This is a genomic window from Mycobacterium liflandii (assembly GCF_022354805.1).
Classification (GTDB): Bacteria; Actinomycetota; Actinomycetes; order Mycobacteriales; family Mycobacteriaceae; genus Mycobacterium; species Mycobacterium marinum.
This window is the reverse complement of sequence record NZ_CP023138.1, coordinates 1,372,602-1,393,048: the sequence shown is the minus strand read 5'-3', so window position 1 is coordinate 1,393,048 and position 20,447 is coordinate 1,372,602. Positions and strand designations below refer to the sequence as shown.

Here is a 20,447-nt window from a genome sequence, read left to right as displayed (position 1 = left end):
TATCGGTCATGGTCTGTTTATCGTTTCCCGGACCAGCCCGGCGGTCGCAACCAAATCGGACACCGAATGGTTCACATTGATGAAGAACCGAAGGCGGGTCGCATCCTTGGATACCGCGGGATACGTGATCGGAAATACTCGTATGCCATTGCGCATGAGTTCGTCATAAAATGCATAGACGCGGTTGAAATCGGCGATCACGGGAACAATGGGGGTGGTCTGGTTGGGCGTGTCCTGTCCTAATGCGCGCAGAAAAGATTCGCTTTTCATCTGTAGCTCCGAAACTAATTCCGGTCGATCTCTGAGTAGCTCTACCGCGCGCAGTGCGGCCGCGGCGAGCGGGCCGGGTAGCCCGGTGCTAAACACGAATCCAGGGCAATTGTATTTTAGGTACATAATTAAGTCGGCCGACCCGGCGATGTATCCTCCGCAGCTGCCGAAAGTCTTGCTCAGCGTGCCTATCTGAATATCGACTACTTGGGGTGGCAGCCCGAAGTGTTCGGTGATGCCGCGGCCGGTCTTTCCGACCGTGCCGATGGCGTGTGCCTCGTCAACGAACAGCAGAAACCCGTACTTCTCCTTCAGCTCCGCGATCTCGGCGAGCGGTGGCAGGTCGCCGTCCATGCTGTAAAGGCCCTCGATGCACACCGCCACTCGTCCGGGATGGTCCTTGTGCTGCTCGAGTAGGGATGCGAGGGCGCCGACATCGTTGTGCGGGAAGTGCAGCGACCTGGCCCGTGCCAGCTTCACGCCGACGGCGATGCTGTTGTGGACCCAGTGGTCGCAGATGATCACGTCTTCCTCGGAGAGCAGGAAGCCGAGGGTGGAGACGTTCGTGTTGTATCCGCTGACGAAGGCGAGCGCTTTCTCCTGTCCCAGCAATTCGGCCAGGGCATTTTCCAGGGCGCTGTGAATGTCGAACTCGCCGGCGACAAGTCGGGAAGCGCCCGCGGAGCAGCCGTATCTTTGCACCGCCGCGGTAGCGCCCTCTTTAACGCGGGGATCCGCACTCAGTCCTAAATAGTCATAGCAGGCAAAGTTGAGGACCGGTCCGTTGCTTCCCTCATATTTTGCGATGTTGCCGTGTGACAGGCTTTGAAAATACGGGTATTCGTCGGTAATGTCCTCGATGCGCTCCAGCAGCTCCATGAGCTCGTAGTAGCTTCGCGATTTCCATGTTGACACTGGCATTCTGATTCCTTGGGTCGCTCGGCCTGGGGTGGAGGCTGCGGAATATTTCTGGATCGAGGCGCAGTTCATCGACGGCGGTTGCCGAATCCTGGAAACCAGCAGGCGGCCCGACGCGTGTATGTTAGCGAGACTAAAATTTTCGGTGCGGGTAATGGCGTGGTTGAGCTTAAGTGGAATTGTCCACATCGATATACGTTTCCGCAAGATCCGACCTTGTGAATGTGCAAATTAGAATTAGTTTCGATTATTAGAAATCATTCGCTTCGCGGGATCTAACTTCACTCCGGACGCGCGCAATGCCGGGCAGCTGATTGGGTGATGGGGCCGGTGTCACCGGCCCGCACCCGCCTCACCCGATGCCGCTGCGGTACGGGCGTGCCGACCGGGCCGCGGTGTTGACCCGGTAGGTCGGTCCAACGCCGTACCCGGCCGTTAGGGTGGGTGCCGTGACCCACTATGACGTCGTCGTCCTCGGAGCCGGTCCAGGCGGATACGTGGCGGCCATCCGTGCCGCACAACTTGGCCTGAACACCGCAATCGTCGAACCGAAGTACTGGGGCGGAGTCTGCCTCAACGTTGGCTGCATCCCGTCCAAGGCGCTGCTGCGCAACGCCGAACTTGCGCACATCTTCACCAAGGACGCCAAGGCTTTTGGCATCAGCGGCGAGTCCACCTTCGATTATGGTGTGGCGTTCGACCGCAGCCGGAAAGTGGCCGAGGGCCGCGTGGCCGGTGTGCACTTCCTGATGAAGAAGAACAAGATCACCGAGATCCACGGCTACGGGAAATTCACCGACGCCAACACGCTCTCGGTGGATCTCAATGACGGCGGTACCGAGAAGGTGACGTTCGACAACGCCATCATCGCCACCGGCAGTAGTACCCGGCTGGTGCCCGGCACCTCGCTGTCGACCAACGTGGTGACCTACGAAGAACAGATCCTGACCCGCGAATTGCCCAAGTCGATCATCATCGCCGGAGCCGGTGCCATTGGCATGGAGTTCGGCTACGTGCTGAAGAACTACGGCGTTGACGTCACCATCGTGGAGTTCCTGCCGCGCGCACTGCCCAACGAGGACGCCGAGGTGTCCAAGGAGATCGAGAGACAATTCAAGAAGCTGGGCGTCAAGATCCGGACCGGAACCAAGGTCGAGTCCATCTCCGACGATGGCTCTGCGGTCACGGTGGTCGTGAGCAAGGACGGTAAGTCCGAGGAACTCAAGGCCGACAAGGTATTGCAGGCCATTGGGTTCGCCCCGAATGTCGAGGGCTACGGGCTGGACAAGGCCGGTGTCGCGTTGACCGACCGCAAGGCCATCGGTATCGGCGAGTACATGCAGACCAGCGTCGGGCACATCTATGCGATCGGTGATGTCACCGGGCAGCTGATGCTGGCGCACGTGGCTGAGGCCATGGGGGTCGTGGCGGCCGAGACCATCGCCGGCGCTGAGACCCTGTCCCTGGGCGACTACCGCATGCTGCCGCGCGCCACGTTCTGCCAGCCGCAGGTAGCCAGCTTCGGGCTCACCGAACAGCAGGCGCGTGATGAGGGCTACGACGTCAAGGTTGCCAAGTTCCCATTCACGGCCAACGGAAAAGCCCATGGCCTGGGCGACCCCAGTGGCTTCGTCAAACTGGTGGCCGACGGCAAGCACGGCGAGCTGTTGGGTGGGCACCTGGTCGGACACGACGTGTCGGAGCTGTTGCCGGAGCTGACCTTGGCGCAGAAGTGGGACCTCACGGCAACAGAGTTGGCGCGCAACGTGCACACTCACCCGACGATGTCCGAGGCGCTACAGGAGTGCTTCCACGGCTTGGCCGGGCACATGATCAACTTCTGAGCATGATTCGCACCGAAGCGGTGTTGGGCGGGGCCGGCGGTGTGATCGCCGGCTACCTCCTGTGGCTGGTGGCCATATCGATCGGTGATGATCTCACGACGGTAGGTCAGTGGAGCCTGGTCATATTGCTGCTGTCGGGTCTGCTCGCGGTTGTTGCGGCGCTGGTGGGTTTGCTGATGCGCTGGCGTAACAGGTACGGCTGGTCGGCATTCGTGTTCGGCCTGCCCGTGCTGCCGGTGGTGCTGACCCTGGCCGTGCTGGCCGACATCTACTTCTGAGACTTTCAGCTGTTGGTGCTGGTCAGAAGTGGGTTGCCGAGCCGATTTGGCGATCCACGTGGACAGGATTTCGCGGTGGGTTGCGGTGTGCGCGGATTGAGCCATGCCACCGCGGCGCCGCTGCGGCCTTCGTGCCGCCCCAGAGGCCGCTGATCACCGTCCAGGTAGACCAGCCCGGAGTCCCGCGAGCCGATCCGCACCCACTGGACCGGTAGCTATCCTCGCCGCGATGGGGTTGAACTACCGGTCCGGGGCGTCGGAATCCAGATTATTTATGTGGGTAATGCCCTACCGCTGGTCGCTTCGGTCAAGCCGTGTTCCCAGGCGGCCGGCAACATCGGCACTCGTGAACCATGGCCGGACTCGCCATTGCCCAGAATCGTCAGCCCCGCGGGCGATTGAACGGGTCGATCGACAACGGTACCGGCAAAGCCCATTGCATTTTGCTCGGAAGCCACTTCCGGAACCTTGCCGATGGTCGGGGCAGGCATTGTAGTTGACGCCAGCCCGGCGTCGGGCATGCCACCCAGGGCTCCGGCGTTGTTGATTAGCAGGCTTGTGAGCTGGGGAATTGTGGATTGAGGAGGTCTAGGCGGCGGTTGGCGGTCAAAGCGGTGATCCGGCAGGCTTCGGCGATGTTGTCGGCGCCGTTGAGGCGGTGCAGATTGATCGCGGTGTTGCGTAGCGTTGCTAGGACCTGTGCGCCGTTTCCGGTATGTGCCCTTTGACGGTCTTCGTCGAAGGTGACGTCGCGTATCCAGTGCAGGCTGTTCTCGATTCCCCAGTGTTGACGCATCCAGGTCATGATCGCGGTAGGGCGGGCGTGCTCGAACGGCAGGCTGCAGATGGCATAGACCACCTCCACGCTGCGCTGGTCGGTGGCGGTGATCAAGCGTTCACGAATGATCCGGATGATTTGTTTTGCGTAGGGGAAGCCGATTCCTCGTGCAGCGGTGATGATTTGCAGGGTGCGGGTCTCGACACGGCCGTGGCCGCGGGAGTCGTCGGTAGCGGCTGCGGGCACCTCGGCCCAGGGCAGCGCGGTGATACGCGCAAGTATTTTGGCTTGGTTGGACTTGACGATCATCAGGTAGTGCGACTTCAAGGTGGCGCAGATCAACTTCGCGGTGACGACCTGGGTATGCATCGCATCCACGGTGACCAGCCACCGCAAGCTACCCGGCAGCAGCGTGAGCAGGGCACGTACGCAGGGAATTTCATTGCTTTTCTCGGCGACAGCGAGTTGACCGAGCACCAATCGGGCACGGTGGGCGAACACCGACACGAGATGCGTGGCTGTCGCTTTGGCGCGTAAAGCACCACGCAGCATCTTGCCGTCCAACGCGATCGGCACCAATCCACTGGGGCCGCTGCTGGCCACGTGTGCAGTGAAGTAACTGCCCATCCTGGCGTTGAGGTCGGCGGGGTCTAGCCGAGACAAAACAGCGCGGAAGGTCTTCTCACTGGGCCGCCGGAACCGGACCCCTAATTAGGCCAACACATCATCGGGAGCGGTGGCCGCCCATGTGGCAAAACCAGCATAGCCGCGCATCCCCGCGGCAGTGGCCAGAACCGCGATCGCCAACAAAGCCATCAGCGAATACCTCCGACCGCGTGGGTCCCTCGGGTCTAGCACCGAGACCAACACACCGAGAAACTCCGATCCGATGAGCTCGCTACGCTCACCAGGACTCCAGCGGTCGAACACCTCTGGAACCGACGACACAGGCAATACTGAAACGGTAGGCACGGGCAACTCCAGACCAACGACGAACAGTAACCAACTCGATCGTTCTCCAGAGAGCCCGTGCCAACACTCCGGCCCCAATAGCGCGGCACCAAAGATCATCAACCCAGCTCACAAGCCTGCTAATCAACAACGCCGGAGCCCTGACTCACCCCCGATGAAATTTCCGTACCGGGACTCAAACGACATCAGCGCCCCGGCCGAACCCGGACGTGCAAACACGGTCATCTGATCGGCTCCTCGTTAGTTCATGTAATACAGCTCACACTACCGCCGGGGCCACAATGGCTTCCATGGCTCCCAAGGCTCCTGAGGCTCCCCAAGCTCCCGACGCGGCAGACACCACAACCGATCCGTATCTGTGGCTCGAAGACGTCACCGGCGAAGAGGCACTGGATTGGGTTCGCGCACGCAACGAACCGACCAAGGCGCAGTTCTGCGGCGGTGAGTCCGCGGACGAATTCGAGCGGATGCGCACCGAGGCACTCGAGGTGCTCGACACCGACGCCCGGATCCCATACGTGCGTCGGCGCGGGGACTACCTCTACGACTTCTGGCGCGACGCGAACAACCCCCGCGGGCTGTGGCGGCGAACCACGCTGGAGAGCTACCGCACCGACGCACCGGAGTGGGACGTGCTCATCGACGTGGACGAACTAGGGCGCACGGACAACAAGAAATGGGTGTGGGCCGGCGCCGACGTGATCGAACCCGAGTTCACCCGCGCACTGATCAGCCTGTCCCCCGGTGGTTCGGATGCCGTCATCGTGCGCGAATTCGACATGGTGACGCGCGAATTCGTCGCCGACGGATTCGAGCTGCCCGAGGCCAAGTCGCAAGTCGGCTGGGACGATCCGGACACCATCCTGGTGGGTACCGACTTCGGCCCCGACTCGATGACCGAGTCCGGATACCCACGCATCGTGAAGCGGTGGCGGCGAGGCACACCACTGAGCGACGCGGAAATGATTTTCCAGGGCGCACACACCGATGTCAGCGCGGGCGGTTCCACCGATCGCACACCCGGTTTTGAACGCACTTTCGTATCGCGGTCCCTGGACTTCTGGAACAGACAGCGCTACGAATTGCGGGGGACAGAACTGATCCCCCTCGACGTGCCCACCGATGCCAGCAGCATGTCGGTTCACCGCGAGTGGCTGCTGATCGAGCTACGCACCGACTGGTCCCCCAAAGCCGGCGCGGACGACGCCGCTAAGACCTACCGCGCCGGCTCGCTGCTTGCCGCGAACTACGATGATTTCCTCAGCGGCACAAGCGATTTGCACGTCGTTGTCGAGCCCGACGAACACACCTGCCTGTACCACTACGCCTGGGTTCGGGACCGACTGTTGATGGTTTCACTCGCCGATGTGGCCAGCCAAGTCGAAATCGTCACGCCGGGAAGTTGGCGCCGCGAACCCATCGCCGGCATCCCCGCATCGACCAACACCGTGATCGTCGCCGCCGACGACACCGGCGACGAGTTCTTCCTGGACTCCAGCGGCTTCGATGCACCGTCGCGGCTGCTGCGCGGCACCGCCGGTTCCGCGACGACGCAGCTGGAGCAGATCAAGTCCGCACCCACCTTCTTCGACGCCCAAAACATCTCGGTATCACAGCATTTCGCGACATCCGAAGACGGAACGTCGATCCCGTACTTCCTGGTGCGCCCCACCGGCTCCGATGGACCCGGCCCGACTTTGCTCTACGGCTACGGGGGCTTCGAGACATCCAATACCCCGGGCTACAGCGGCGTGATGGGCCGGCTATGGCTGGCCCGCGGCGGCACCTACGTCCTGGCCAATATCCGCGGCGGCGGTGAATACGGGCCCGGCTGGCATACCCAGGCGATGCGGGAGGGCCGGCACAAGGTGGCCGAAGACTTCGTAGCCGTAGCCGACGACCTCGTGCGGCGCGGCATCACCACGGTCGACCAGCTCGGCGCGCAGGGCGGCAGCAACGGCGGACTGCTGATGGGCATCATGGTGACCAAGTACCCGGAGAAGTTTGGCGCGCTGGTCTGCAACGTGCCGCTACTGGACATGAAGCGCTACCACTTGCTGTTGGCGGGCGCCTCGTGGGTCGTCGAATACGGCGACCCCGACAACCCCGACGACTGGGCGTTCATCTCCGAATACTCTCCCTACCAAAACATCTCAGCGGACCGGACCTATCCCCCGATCCTGATCACCACATCCACCCGAGACGACCGGGTGCATCCCGGCCACGCCCGCAAAATGACCGCCGCGCTGCAGGTCAGCGGGCACCGGGTCTGGTACTACGAGAACATCGAGGGCGGGCACGGGGGTGCGGCCGACAACGAGCAACTCGCGTTCAAATCGGCGCTGAGCTACTCGTTCCTGTGGCGAATGCTGGGCAGCCGGAAATAGTTTCCCGCTTGGCCACTGCGCCGGCACGGCGCCAGTTGACACGGCATGTCGATGCTTGACACTGGCGCCCTGCAGCGGCTTCGCTTCGGCTATGCCAACTCCTGAGTTCCAGACGCTGCTGTACTCGACAGCGGGCCCGGTGGCGACCATCACGCTCAATCGCCCGGAGCACCTCAACACGATCGTTCCGCCCATGCCCGATGAGATCGAGGCAGCCGTGGGACTGGCCGAACGGGACCAGGGCATCAAAGTCATCGTGTTACGCGGTGCCGGCCGCGCCTTCTCGGGGGTTACCAGGGCTCCGGCGTTGTTGATTAGCAGGCTTGTGAGCTGGGTTGATGATCTTTGGTGCCGCGCTATTGGGGCCGGAGTGTAGGCACGGGCTATCTGGAGAACGATCGAGTTGGTTACTGTTCGTCGTTGGTCTGGAGTTGCCCGTGCCTACCGTTTCAGTATTGCTTGTGTCGTCGGTTCCAGAGGTGTTCGACCGCTGGAGTCCTGGTGAGCGCAGTGAGCTCATCGGATCGGAGTTTCTCGGTGTGTTGGCCTCGGTGCCAGACCCGAGGGACCCACGCGGTCGGAGGTATTCGCTGATGGCTTTGTTGGCGATCGCGGTTCTGGCCACTGCCGCGGGGATGCGCGGCTATGCTGGTTTTGCCACATGGGCGGCCACCGCTCCCGATGATGTGTTGGCCTAATTAGGGGTCCGGTTCCGGCGGCCCAGTGAGAAGACCTTCCGCGCTGTTTTGTCTCGGCTAGACCCCGCCGACCTCAACGCCAGGATGGGCAGTTACTTCACTGCACACGTGGCCAGCAGCGACCCCAGTGGATTGGTGCCGATCGCGTTGGACGGCAAGATGCTGCGTGGTGCTTTACGCGCCAAAGCGACAGCCACGCATCTCGTGTCGGTGTTCGCCCACCGTGCCCGATTGGTGCTCGGTCAACTCGCTGTCGCCGAGAAAAGCAATGAAATTCCCTGCGTACGTGCCCTGCTCACGCTGCTGCCGGGTAGCTTGCGGTGGCTGGTCACCGTGGATGCGATGCATACCCAGGTCGTCACCGCGAAGTTGATCTGCGCCACCTTGAAGTCGCACTACCTGATGATCGTCAAGTCCAACCAAGCCAAAATACTTGCGCGTATCACCGCGCTGCCCTGGGCCGAGGTGCCCGCAGCCGCTACCGACGACTCCCGCGGCCACGGCCGTGTCGAGACCCGCACCCTGCAAATCATCACCGCTGCACGAGGAATCGGCTTCCCCTACGCAAAACAAATCATCCGGATCATTCGTGAACGCTTGATCACCGCCACCGACCAGCGCAGCGTGGAGGTGGTCTATGCCATCTGCAGCCTGCCGTTCGAGCACGCCCGCCCTACCGCGATCATGACCTGGATGCGTCAACACTGGGGAATCGAGAACAGCCTGCACTGGATACGCGACGTCACCTTCGACGAAGACCGTCAAAGGGCACATACCGGAAACGGCGCACAGGTCCTAGCAACGCTACGCAACACCGCGATCAATCTGCACCGCCTCAACGGCGCCGACAACATCGCCGAAGCCTGCCGGATCACCGCTTTGACCGCCAACCGCCGCCTAGACCTCCTCAATCCACAATTCCCCAGCTCACAAGCCTGCTAATCAACAACGCCGGAGCCCTGGGGGGGTTACGACTTTGGCGGGGGTTTCCAGCATTGGGGCGAAACCATGATGACCGACGGGCAATGGGATCCGGGCAAAGACTTCGCCATGGTCACCGCCCGCGAGACCGCCCCGACACAGAAGTTCATGGCCATCTGGCGGGCGTCGAAACCGGTGATCGCGCAGATCCACGGCTGGTGTGTCGGGGGAGCCAGCGACTACGCGTTGTGCGCCGACATCGTCATTGCCAGCGATGACGCCGTGATCGGAACCCCGTACAGCCGAATGTGGGGCGCGTACCTGTCCGGGATGTGGCTCTACCGGTTGAGCTTTGCCAAGGCCAAATGGCATTCCTTGACCGGTCGGCCGCTGTCCGGCGTCCAGGCCGCGCAGATCGAGCTGATCAACGAGGCGGTGCCGTTCGAACGGCTCGAAGCCCGGGTCGCCGAGGTTGCCGCCGAGCTGGCGCAGATTCCGTTGTCCCAGCTACAGGCGCAGAAACTGATCGTCAATCAGGCCTACGAAAATATGGGGCTGGCATCCACCCAGACCCTGGGCGGCATTCTCGACGGCCTGATGCGCAATACGCCGGACGCGTTGGACTTCATCAAAACCGCCGAAAACCAGGGAGTGCGGGCCGCGGTCGAGCGTCGAGATGGACCGTTCGGTGATTACAGCCAGGCCCCACCGGAGCTGCGGCCCAACCCCAATCACGTGATAGTCCCTGATCGCGACCGATAGTGAGATGGACTACGAATGTGACCTTGGCCCCTACGCCCCAGCACTGGAAGTGCTAACGTTGCAACTATGTCTCGGCTGAGTTCTAGCCTGCGAGCAGGCGCCGTTTTCCTCGCTATCGGGATCGCCGCGGCGGTGTTTCCGAAGACCGCCGCAGCCGACTCAACAGACGACTTCCCGATACCTCGCCGGATAATCGCGACCAGCTGCGACGCCGAGCAGGTGCTCGCGGCCACCAGGGACACCAGCCCGGTGTACTACCAGCGGTACATGATCGACTACAACAACCACCCGGAGTTTCAGCAGGCAACCCAAGACAAGGCCCACTGGTTCTTCTCGCTGAGCCCCGCGGATCGCCGGGACTATTCCGAGCACTTCTATGACTCCATCGATCCGCTGTGGTGGGGCTGGCGCAACCACATGAAGATCTTCTTCAACAACAAGGGCGTTGTCGCCAAGTCGACCGAGGTCTGCAACCAATACCCCGCGGGCGACATGTCCGTGTGGAACTGGGCATAACCAACACCCTCCCGGCCGGGTCGGTTCACCGGGGTTCTCGTCCGCTGTTTGGGGGATGGGTGATTCAGCCTTGCATTGGCCGTTCGGCGGACAGCTAGTGCGCTCACGCGGTGGCCATACTGGCATCCGTAGTCAAATTCGGACGGTATCTCTACCGAGCCGAGCCCCCGGGATGCAGATCATTGCCGACATGGCCGCGCGGTACTCCGGCCAGCCGATTGTTCCCTGACCTTATCAAGTAGCGAATGCAGTCCGGAAAGTCGGAGGTATTCGCATGAGTCAGGCAACCGGCAATGAGGTCCCCGGCGTTCTGGTCGCGCTCGACTGGCAGACGCTGACCTGCCAGTCCGACGCGGGTTGCACAAATCGCGCGACGCATGTCGTCCACACCCACGCATTGGACCACTGCAACCGGCCCAATCTTGATCCGTTCGGGAACGTCATAGACATCCTGTGCGGCGACTGCCTCGGGCGCGCCCGGGCCGCAGCGCTGGTGCGAGTGAACCGTCTGGGCCGCTCGTCGGGCGCATACTGTCTGACCTGCGGGGCCCCGCTGTCCGACCCCGGCGACATCATCCGCGACGTGCGCCGGTGCGGGTTCAACGACCAGCCCGGGGTCTAGCCCGGGCCGACGGCGGCTGTCACCGACCGCGTCAGTAGTGCGGCGAACTCACCGCCAACCGCTCGGTATTGGTGTCTTCAGGTCCGTCGGCGGAATCACCGTTGCGGGGAAGCAGCAACGCCCGCACCAACGGGCGCGGTCCGTACGGACGGAGCAACTGACTGGCGGGTCGAGTGCGGACTTGTTGCGGCCACCAGAACCAGCGGCCCATCAGCGCCGCGATGGATGGGGTCATGAACGAACGCACAATCAGCGTGTCGAACAACAGCCCCAGCCCGATGGTGGTGACCACCTGCCCGATTACCCGCAAATCGCTGAAAATGAACGAAGCCATGGTGGCGGCAAACACCAGACCGGCAGTGGTCACCACCCCACCGGTGCCGGCCATCGCGCGGATGATGCCGGTCTTCAATCCGGCACCGATTTCCTCCTTCAAGCGCGAAACCAGCAACAAGTTGTAGTCCGAACCCACCGCCAACAGCAGAATCACCGACATCGCCAACACCATCCAGTGCAGTTCAACGCCGAAGATGTCCTGCCATACCAGGACGGAAAGCCCGAACGAGGCACCCAGCGACAGCAATACGGTGCCCACAATGACCACCGCAGCGACCAGGCTTCGGGTAATGATCAGCATGATGATCAGGATCAGACGACCGCAGCAACTCCCGCGATCAGCAGGTCCCACCGCGACCCGTCCCGCATGTCCTTGTAGACCGAGGCGGTACCCGCCAGATAGATCTTGGCGCCATCGAGTGGGGTGCCCTTGATGGCCTGTTTGGCCTCGTCCATGATCGGCTTGACGTGCGAGATGCCCTCGGTACTGGCGGGGTCACCTTCGTGCGAGATGATGAAGCGGACCGCGTGCCCGTCGGGTGACAGGAACATTTTCAGACCACGCTTGAAATCGGCATTGTCGAACACCTCCGGCGGAATGTAGAACGAATCGTCATTCCTGGCGGCGTCGAAAGCCTTCCCCATCGCGGTGGAATTCTTGGACATCTCGTCCATCTGGTCATACAACGAGGACATCGAGCTGTGCATGGTCAGCATCATCGTCTTCATGGTTTTCATCGACGCGATCTGGAAGGGGATCTGAGCTCGCATCTGCGGCATCAAGATATCGAGCCGATCCATGTCACGGGAGAGCGCGGCCAGTTTCTCGGTGATCTTGTCAACGCCGTCAAGGGCATCGAATATGGACCGCAGCGACCAGCAGATGGGAACGTCGTAGCAGTGCTTCTCCCAGTAGAAGTAGCTGCGAATGGGACGCCAAAAAAAGTCATCGAAATCGGCGATGTGGTCCCGCAACTCGTCGGTGATCTCGACCATGTCATGGGTCAGACCATCCATATCGTGGGTGGTTTCGACCATCTTGCCCATGATGTCGTACATGCGGTCCAGGGTGTCGATGGAATCCTGCATGGCGGCGGCCTGGATCAGCATGTCTGCCATCCGCTGTTTCATGTACTGCATGTTTTCCACCTGGACGGTGTTTTGCATGCTGATCTGAAACGGAATCGACGAATGCTCGATGGGCTTCCCGAGGGGCCTGGTTACCGCCTGCACCCGGGCGACTCCGGGTAGATGGAACACCCCTTTGGCAATGCGGTCGATTACCAGCATGTCGGCCGGATTCCGCATGTCATGGTCGGTCTCGACCATCAACAATTCGGGGTTCATTCTGGCCTGCGAGAAATGTCGGTCGGCTGCCGTATAGCCGACGTTCGTCGGGGTCGAGGCCGGTAGATACTTCTTGCTGTCGTAGTTGGTCCGGTATCCGGGCAGGGCCAGCAACCCGATCAGGGCGATCGCGATGGAAACCGCCAGAATCGGCCCGGGCCAGCGGACGATTGCCGTTCCCACCCGCCGCCATCCCCGGGTTCGCATCTTGCGTTTCGGGTCGAAGAGTTTGAAGAAACTCCCGACTACCAAGACCGCTGGCCCCAGGGTGAGCGCGGCCAGCACCGCAACCAACATTCCGACCGCACAAGGAGCGCCCAGCGTCTGGAAGTAGGGAAGGCGGGTGAAGCTCAGGCAATACATTGCGCCCGCGATGGTGAGGCCCGAGCCCAGGACAGCGTGCGCCGTCCCGTGAAACATCGTGTAGAAAGCCTTCTCTCGACTCTCCCCCTCGCCGCGCGCCTCTTGATATCGGCCCAGGACGAAGATCGTGTAGTCGGTTCCGGCGGCGATGGCCATCAGCACCAGGAGATTGACCGCGAAGGTCGACAGACCGATGACGTTGTTATCCGCTAGGAAGGCGACCACTCCGCGTGCCGCCATCAGCTCGATCCCGACCATCACGAGAACCGAGATCACGGTGATCAATGATCGGTAGACAGAAAGCAGCATCACAAAGATCACCCCAATGGTGATGAAGGTGACCCGCTGGATACTCGCATCGCCCGCCGTGGATTGATCGGCGATGAGCGCGGCCGGGCCGGTGACATACGCCTTGACCCCCGGCGGGGCCGGGGTGTCGTTGACCAGCTCGCGTACCGCGTCGACGGACTCATTGGCCTTGGCTTCCCCTTGATTGCCAACGAGGTATGCCTGGACGTAAGCCGCCTTGCCGTCCGGGCTCTGTGATCCCGCCGCCGTCAGCGGGTCACCCCAGAAGTCCTGGACGTGCTGCACATGGTCTTTGTCCGCCTTGAGTTTGCGGACCAGCTCGTCGTAGTAATGGTGTGCCTCATCACCCAGTGGGTGATCGCCCTCCAGCACCAGGGCTCCGGCGTTGTTGATTAGCAGGCTTGTGAGCTGGGGAATTGTGGATTGAGGAGGTCTAGGCGGCGGTTGGCGGTCAAAGCGGTGATCCGGCAGGCTTCGGTGATGTTGTCGGCGCCGTTGAGGCGGTGCAGATTGATCGTGGTGTTGCGTAGCGTTGCTAGGACCTGTGCGCCGTTTCCGGTATGTGCCCTTTGATGGTCTTCGTCGAAGGTGACGTCGCGTATCCAGTGCAGGCTGTTCTCGATTCCCCAGTGTTGACGCATCCAGGTCATGATCGCGGTAGGGCGGGCGTGCTCGAACGGCAGGCTGTAGATGGCATAGACCACCTCCACGCTGCGCTGGTCGGTGGCGGTGATCAAGCGTTCACGAGTGATCCGGATGATTTGTTTTGCGTAGGGGAAGCCGATTCCTCGTGCAGCGGTGATGATTTGCAGGGTGCGGGTCTCGACACGGCCGTGGCCGCGGGAGTCGTCGGTAGCGGCTGCGGGCACCTCGGCCCAGGGCAGCGCGGTGATACGCGCAAGTATTTTGGCTTGGTTGGACTTGACGATCATCAGGTAGTGCGACTTCAAGGTGGCGCAGATCAACTTCGCGGTGACGACCTGGGTATGCATCGCATCCACGGTGACCAGCCACCGCAAGCTACCCGGCAGCAGCGTGAGCAGGGCACGTACGCAGGGAATTTCATTGCTTTTCTCGGCGACAGCGAGTTGACCGAGCACCAATCGGGCACGGTGGGCGAACACCGACACGAGATGCGTGGCTGTCGCTTTGGCGCGTAAAGGCACCACGCAGCATCTTGCCGTCCAACGCGATCGGCACCAATCCACTGGGGTCGCTGCTGGCCACGTGTGCAGTGAAGTAACTGCCCATCCTGGCGTTGAGGTCGGCGGGGTCTAGCCGAGACAAAACAGCGCGGAAGGTCTTCTCACTGGGCCGCCGGAACCGGACCCCTAATTAGGCCAACACATCATCGGGAGCGGTGGCCGCCCATGTGGCAAAACCAGCATAGCCGCGCATCCCCGCGGCAGTGGCCAGAACCGCGATCGCCAACAAAGCCATCAGCGAATACCTCCGACCGCGTGGGTCCCTCGGGTCTGGCACCGAGGCCAACACATCGAGAAACTCCGATCCGATGAGCTCGCTGCGCTCACCAGGACTCCAGCGGTCGAACACCTCTGGAACCGACGACACAGGCAATACTGAAACGGTAGGCACGGGCAACTCCAGACCAACGACGAACAGTAACCAACTCGATCGTTCTCCAGATAGCCCGTGCCTACACTCCGGCCCCAATAGCGCGGCACCAAAGATCATCAACCCAGCTCACAAGCCTGCTAATCAACAACGCCGGAGCCCTGCCTCCAGCACAATCATGACCGCGCTGTCGGTGTCGAATTCGTTGAACACCTTTCCGACACGCTTCATCGCGATCATCGACTCTGCGTCACTTGGGCTCAGCGAAACTGTGTCTTGCTTGCCGACTTCCTCGAGCGATGGAACGAACATCACGAGGACGGCGACCAGTCCCACCCAGAACACAACGATGGGCACCGCCATCCGGTGGATCAGCCGGGCCATCGAGGGGCGGCTCCCGTTCCCGTTCCCGTTCCCGTTCTCGGCTCCGGCCCCGTTCGAGGCCCCGTTCGAGGCCGCACGTTCGCTTACCGCCTGATCGTCGCTCATGCCGATTTCACCAGGCAGAAGGTCTGGGCGTTCACTTCGTTCTCGGACCTTTCGTCCTTGACTTCGCCGTTCACGATGATCCGGCACCCGATCTGGTCGGTGTCACCCTGAGCGACGACATTGACGCTGACCGACGGGAGCGTGGTCGTCACCGCCAGCGTCCAGGGCAACGTCACGCCGCTGACCCGCTGAGGCTGGGCTTCAATGTCCAGATAGTTGATGTTGGCGACGGTCCCCGGCGGACCAAAGACTTCATAGACCACGTGCTTGGGGTTGAACGGCTTGATGTCATCGGAGACGCCGCTGGTGAGGGGACGGTCGTCATGGACACCGAAGTAGCTGCGAAGCCGATTGACGCTGAACGCCGCGATCACGACTACGGCCAGGATGACCAGCGCGATCCACGTTCGCTTCAGCGCGTTGAGAACCGAGATATTGGGCACCCAATCACCTTCCGCTAGCAGGGGGCAGGTCCGTTCCAATCAAGTACTGCAGCCGTGGCGCGCAGGCGTCAGGTTGGACAACGGTGTCCACGCCGCGACTCCAACGGTGTTGGAACAAAAGCTGACTTACTTAGCCATCCCATCCATTTGTTTGTTGCGCTAAGCATCTTAAACACACCATGGGGTAGGCCGCAGAATTTCCGCTCCACGGATGGCGCCGGAACCGACGCCCGCTCAAATGGCCCATTCGCCGGTGACTTACGACGATTTGGCGGTCAAGCCGCAACAGGTGGCGGTCAGCAAACGAGTGAGAGCGGCCGCGAAGTCAAGATTCCACTCCGGCGGAAGCACGTCGGGCTCCTCGGCGTAGACGTCGGTGAGCCGCTGCGGCGGATTCGCGATCTGCCAAAGCGTGGCCCCCAGCGAGTAGGCCGCCAGCAGAACGTCGAACGCCCCCGGCAGTGCGTTCTCGATCGCATCAGCAAGCGCAATCACGGCGGCGGTGCTGGTGCGCTTGACCTCCACAACCCTGTCCACCTCCACTTCGTGTTCGAGGTGCAGGTGAAGGTTGGCCAGCAGGTCACAGAACAACGGGTCCGCGGCCAGGCCGTCAGCCAACGCCGCGGCCACCCGCGATTCGGTCATGGGACCGGGCTGGCTCAGCTCCCCACAGACCGTGTTCGACCACCGCTGCCACCCCTCGGCAGCAAGGTGCAGCAATACCTCTTTATGCGAAGTGAAATAGCGACGCACCGCCGAGTAGTGGATTCCGGCGCGGCTGGCAACCGCAGTCAGCGTGACCGACGCAACACCGGTCTCGGATGCCATCGAGCGCGCGGCCTCCACCAAAGCGGCCGCACGCTGGCGTTTGTTCTCCTCGGTGCGCGCGCGCCGGAAGGTTAGTTGCGCCACCGCCAGAGGATAACGCACACTGCGTGATTTGCGAGGGTAATGCCGACCGGGTACCCTACCTTTACGCACGTGATATGCGTTACATCCCCAAGATGATGGAAGGGGTCGACAATTCCGCCCATCGCCATGGTTTACCTAGGCTAGGCTTGGTTGCGCGTCTCAGCGCGATGCAGCCAGCCCGAGGTGAGACGGGGTGACAACCCGTAAATCGGCCGATAGATCCGCCGAGGTTGCGACAGCCACTAGATCTATTGGATCTACCTGCGGGCACTCCCACCCCTCACCGCGATCCAAAGATTGAACATGGTCGAACGGCGTTGAACATACGGGTATCGTGCGCCCCGTAGCTTCGCCAACCGGTAAAGGGGACTTGAGATTTTCAGGGTGCTGTCGCGAACGTGGATCGTGCTGGTGATCGTGGCGGTGATCATCGTCGGGGGATTCTCCGTGCACCGAATCCGCGGCTTCTTTGCCTCGGAAAAACGCGAATCGTATTCCGACAGCAATCTCGACAACAAGCCTTTCAACCCCAAAGAGATCACCTACGAAGTCTTTGGCCCTCCGGGCACGGTCGCCGATATCAGCTATTTTGATGTCAATTCCGATCCGCAGCAGGTAGAGGGTGCGGTGTTGCCCTGGACGTTGCATTTCACCACGAATTTGGCGGCCGTGATGGGTAACCTTGTCGCACAAGGAAATACCAACAGCATTGGCTGCCGAATCACGGCAGACGGCAAGGTCAAGGCCGAGCGGGTGTCCAACGAGGTCAATGCTTACACCTATTGCCTGGTGAAATCAGCGTGACCGTCAAATACGCGAACGACCCGGACACCCGCGCTCACACCGAAAAGCCGTTTCTGGCGCGAATGATTCACGCGTTCGCGGTGCCCATCATTCTCGCCTGGGTCGCGGTTTGCGTTGCGCTCAGCGTATTCATCCCATCGCTGGAAGTGGTCGGCCAAGAGCGTTCGGTGTCACTGGGCCCAAAAGACGCGCCCTCCTACGAAGCGATGAAGCGCATCGGCGCCGCCTTCAACGAAGGCAACTCCGACAGTCAGGCGATGATCGTCCTGGAGGGCAAGGACGCTCTCGGTGATGACGCGCACAAGTACTACGACGTTCTGATCCGCAAACTGAGGGCCGATCCCCGACACGTGCAGAGCGTCCAGGACTTCTGGGGCGATCCCCTCACGGCGGCCGGAGCGCAGAGTAACGACGGCAAGGCCGCCTACGTACAGCTCAATCTCGCCGGCAATCAGGGCGAGCCGCTGGCCAATGAGTCCGTCGAAGCGGTGCGCAAGATCGTCAAGGAAACCCCCGCACCCCCGGGGTCACGACTTATGTCACCGGTGCGGCAGCGCTGGTTTCGGACATGCACAGCAGCGGCGACAAGTCCATGATCAAGATCACCGTGACGACGGTGGCGGTGATCTTCATTATGTTGCTGCTGGTCTACCGATCGGTGATCACCGTTGTCGTGCTGCTGCTCACGGTGGGAGTCGAACTAACCGCCGCGCGTGGGGTGGTCGCGCTGCTCGGGCACAGCGGGGCCATCGGGCTGTCCACCTTCGCGGTAAGCCTGCTCACCTCGCTGGCGATTGCGGCCGGCACGGACTACGGGATCTTCATCTTCGGGCGTTACCAGGAAGCGCGTCAGGCCGGTGAGGACAAAGAGACGGCCTTCTACACGATGTATCGAGGCACCGCCCACGTCATTCTGGGTTCTGGACTGACGATCGCCGGCGCGACCTTCTGCCTCAAATTCGCCCGGATGCCCTACTTCGAAACCTTGGGCATCCCCTGCGCGGTGGGGATGCTCGTCGCGGTGATGGTGGCGTTGACCCTGGGTCCGGCCGTGCTGACCGTGGGCAGCCGCTTCGGACTGTTCGACCCCAAGCGCCTGATCAAGGTTCGGGGCTGGCGACGCGTCGGCACCGTGGTGGTGCGCTGGCCGCTGCCGGTTCTCGCCGCAACGCTGGCCGTCGCCCTGGTGGGTCTGCTCGCGTTGCCCGGCTACCGCACCAACTACAACGACCGTGACTATCTGCCCAACTTCATCCCGGCCAATCAAGGGTTCACGGCCGCGGAACGGCATTTCTCCCAGGCCCGGATGAAGCCCGACATCCTCATGATCCAGTCAGATCATGACATGCGGAATCCCGCGGACTTTCTCGTCCTCGACAGACTCGCCAAGGGAATTTTCCACGTCCCAGGAATATCCCGGGTGCAAGCGATAACCCGGCCCGACGGAACGGCGATGGACCACACGTCGATACCGTTTCAGATCAGCATGCAAAATGCCGGGCAGATCCAGACGCTGAAGTACCAGCGCGACCGCATGAACGACATGCTCACGCAGGCCGAGGAAATGGCCAAGACCATCGCGTTGATGCGACGCATGTACGGCCTCATGACCCAGCTGGCCAACAACACCCACAAGATGGTCGGCGACACGATCGAGATGCAGCAGATAACCAAAGAACTGCGCGACCATATCGCTAATTTCGATGACTTTTTCCGTCCGATCCGCAGCTACTTCTACTGGGAAAAGCACTGCTACGACATTCCCATCTGTTCGTCGTTCCGGTCGATATTCGACGCGCTCGACGGAATCGATCAGATCGACGAAAAGCTGGACAACCTGGTCGTCGACATCAAAGAGCTCGATCGGCTGATGCCCCAGATGATCGAGACGTTCCCGCCGATGATCGAAACCATGGAGAGCATGCGCCTGATGATGCTCACCATGCACAGCACCATGTCTGGTCTCTATGACCAGATGAGCGAGATGAGCGAAAACGCCAACGCCATGGGCAAGGCTTTCGACGCCGCCAAGAACGACGATTCGTTCTACCTTCCGCCCGAGGTCTTCAAGAACGAAGACTTCAAGCGCGCGATGAAATCGTTCCTGTCCCCCGACGGGCATGCCGCCCGCTTCATCATCTTGCACCGCGGAGATCCCCAATCAGCCCAGGGAATCGCGAGCATCGACCAAATTCGAACCGCGGCCGAGGAATCACTCAAGGGGACCCCCTTGGAGGACGCCAAGATCTATGTGGCCGGCACGGCATCGGTCTTCAAGGACATCTCCGAAGGCGCCGACTGGGACCTGTTGATCGCGGGGATATCGTCGCTGTGCCTGATCTTCATCATCATGTTGATCCTCACCCGTGCCTTCGTCGCGGCCGCGGTCATCGTCGGTACCGTGGCGCTTTCGCTGGGCGCCTCATTCGGCATGTCGGTGCTGTTGTGGCAGCACATCCTCAACATCGATTTGCATTACATGGTGCTCGCGATGTCGGTCATCGTGTTGTTGGCGGTGGGGTCCGACTACAACCTGCTGCTGGTGTCCCGGTTCAAAGAGGAGATACCGGCCGGGTTGAAGACCGGCATCATTCGCGCGATGGGCGGTACCGGCAAGGTCGTGACGAACGCAGGCCTGGTGTTTGCGTTCACCATGGCGTCCATGGCCGTCAGCGATCTGCGGGTGATCGGCCAGGTCGGCACCACCATCGGCCTGGGCCTGCTGTTCGACACCTTGATCGTTCGGGCCTTCATGACCCCGTCCATCGCGGCATTGCTGGGCCGCTGGTTCTGGTGGCCGATGAGGGTGCGCACTCGGCCCGCTCGAACCCCGTCGTCGCCGACGGCAGACCCCGAGCCCGACCGGGCCTTGGCCATGAGCGGCGAACGCTAACGATGTTGCG

The 20,447-nt window shown here is 61.6% G+C and carries 11 protein-coding genes and 8 pseudogenes; 10 read left to right on the top strand and 9 right to left on the bottom strand.

Annotation, left to right across the window (positions count from 1 at the left end):
* Positions 1-6: 6 nt before the first annotated feature.
* Positions 7-1,149, bottom strand: a complete 1,143-nt coding sequence (locus tag CKW46_RS06285; RefSeq protein WP_482052964.1) for an aminotransferase class I/II-fold pyridoxal phosphate-dependent enzyme — start codon at positions 1,147-1,149, stop codon at positions 7-9.
* 488 nt (positions 1,150-1,637) lie between these two features.
* On the opposite strand from CKW46_RS06285, the gene lpdA reads away from it, so the two are divergent.
* Both lpdA and CKW46_RS06275 read left to right on the top strand, forming a co-directional pair.
* Positions 1,638-3,032: a dihydrolipoyl dehydrogenase gene (gene lpdA, locus CKW46_RS06280; RefSeq protein WP_117437884.1), complete on the top strand. Its 1,395-nt coding sequence runs from the start codon at positions 1,638-1,640 to the stop codon at positions 3,030-3,032.
* A 2-nt stretch (positions 3,033-3,034) separates the two neighbouring features.
* A complete protein-coding gene (locus CKW46_RS06275) occupies positions 3,035-3,310 on the top strand; it encodes a hypothetical protein (protein ID WP_482052963.1) in 276 nt (91 codons plus the stop codon).
* 272 nt (positions 3,311-3,582) lie between these two features.
* Here CKW46_RS06275 and CKW46_RS06270 read toward each other — a convergent pair whose 3' ends face one another.
* The 3 genes and pseudogenes from CKW46_RS06270 to CKW46_RS06260 form a co-directional block, all read right to left on the bottom strand.
* Positions 3,583-3,831, bottom strand: a complete 249-nt coding sequence (locus CKW46_RS06270) for a PPW family C-terminal domain-containing PPE protein (RefSeq protein ID WP_499018937.1) — start codon at positions 3,829-3,831, stop codon at positions 3,583-3,585.
* Between the two features lie 26 nt (positions 3,832-3,857).
* Positions 3,858-5,060 (bottom strand): annotated as a pseudogene (locus CKW46_RS06265) (ISAs1-like element IS2404/ISMul1 family transposase).
* A 144-nt stretch (positions 5,061-5,204) separates the two neighbouring features.
* Positions 5,205-5,285 (bottom strand): annotated as a pseudogene (locus tag CKW46_RS06260) (hypothetical protein); the annotation flags it as partial.
* A 65-nt stretch (positions 5,286-5,350) separates the two neighbouring features.
* Here CKW46_RS06260 and CKW46_RS06255 point away from each other — a divergent pair.
* The 6 genes and pseudogenes from CKW46_RS06255 (at position 5,351) to CKW46_RS06230 (ending at position 10,966) form a co-directional block, all read left to right on the top strand.
* Positions 5,351-7,447, top strand: coding sequence for a prolyl oligopeptidase family serine peptidase (locus CKW46_RS06255; RefSeq protein WP_482052961.1), 2,097 nt, complete (start codon positions 5,351-5,353; stop codon positions 7,445-7,447).
* A 91-nt stretch (positions 7,448-7,538) separates the two neighbouring features.
* Positions 7,539-7,736, top strand: a pseudogene (locus tag CKW46_RS06250) (enoyl-CoA hydratase-related protein); the annotation flags it as partial.
* A 148-nt stretch (positions 7,737-7,884) separates the two neighbouring features.
* Positions 7,885-9,087 (top strand): annotated as a pseudogene (locus CKW46_RS06245) (ISAs1-like element IS2404/ISMul1 family transposase).
* Positions 9,088-9,108: 21 nt separating this feature from the next.
* A pseudogene (locus CKW46_RS06240) lies at positions 9,109-9,828 on the top strand (crotonase/enoyl-CoA hydratase family protein); the annotation flags it as partial.
* 66 nt (positions 9,829-9,894) lie between these two features.
* On the top strand, positions 9,895-10,344 hold the full coding sequence (locus CKW46_RS06235) for a DUF5078 domain-containing protein (protein WP_012392723.1): 450 nt from the start codon (positions 9,895-9,897) through the stop codon (positions 10,342-10,344).
* 274 nt (positions 10,345-10,618) lie between these two features.
* Positions 10,619-10,966, top strand: a complete 348-nt coding sequence (locus CKW46_RS06230) for a hypothetical protein (RefSeq protein ID WP_011739572.1) — start codon at positions 10,619-10,621, stop codon at positions 10,964-10,966.
* A gap of 31 nt (positions 10,967-10,997) precedes the next feature.
* On the opposite strand, the pseudogene CKW46_RS06225 reads toward CKW46_RS06230, so the two are convergent.
* The 5 genes and pseudogenes from CKW46_RS06225 to CKW46_RS06205 form a co-directional block, all read right to left on the bottom strand.
* Positions 10,998-13,711 (bottom strand): annotated as a pseudogene (locus tag CKW46_RS06225) (MMPL/RND family transporter); the annotation flags it as partial.
* 2 nt (positions 13,712-13,713) lie between these two features.
* Positions 13,714-14,917 (bottom strand): annotated as a pseudogene (locus CKW46_RS06220) (ISAs1-like element IS2404/ISMul1 family transposase).
* A 123-nt stretch (positions 14,918-15,040) separates the two neighbouring features.
* Positions 15,041-15,385 (bottom strand): hypothetical protein, encoded by a 345-nt coding sequence (locus tag CKW46_RS06215; RefSeq protein WP_252872448.1) that lies wholly within the window; start codon positions 15,383-15,385, stop codon positions 15,041-15,043.
* Complete coding sequence (locus CKW46_RS06210; protein ID WP_012392720.1) at positions 15,382-15,828, bottom strand: MmpS family transport accessory protein; 447 nt, start codon at positions 15,826-15,828, stop codon at positions 15,382-15,384. The genes CKW46_RS06215 and CKW46_RS06210 overlap by 4 nt, the downstream gene beginning before the upstream one ends.
* A 258-nt stretch (positions 15,829-16,086) precedes the next feature.
* The gene (locus CKW46_RS06205) at positions 16,087-16,758 is read right to left on the bottom strand and encodes a TetR/AcrR family transcriptional regulator (protein ID WP_036426942.1); all 672 of its coding nucleotides are present in this window, start codon (positions 16,756-16,758) and stop codon (positions 16,087-16,089) included.
* Between the two features lie 366 nt (positions 16,759-17,124).
* Between CKW46_RS06205 and CKW46_RS06200 the strand changes: the two genes are divergently transcribed.
* On the top strand, positions 17,125-17,544 hold the full coding sequence (locus CKW46_RS06200) for an MmpS family transport accessory protein (RefSeq protein WP_015354433.1): 420 nt from the start codon (positions 17,125-17,127) through the stop codon (positions 17,542-17,544).
* Positions 17,541-20,437, top strand: a pseudogene (locus tag CKW46_RS06195) (MMPL/RND family transporter). Before CKW46_RS06200 ends, CKW46_RS06195 begins: the two are co-directional and overlap by 4 nt.
* The last annotated feature ends 10 nt before the right edge of the window (positions 20,438-20,447 follow it).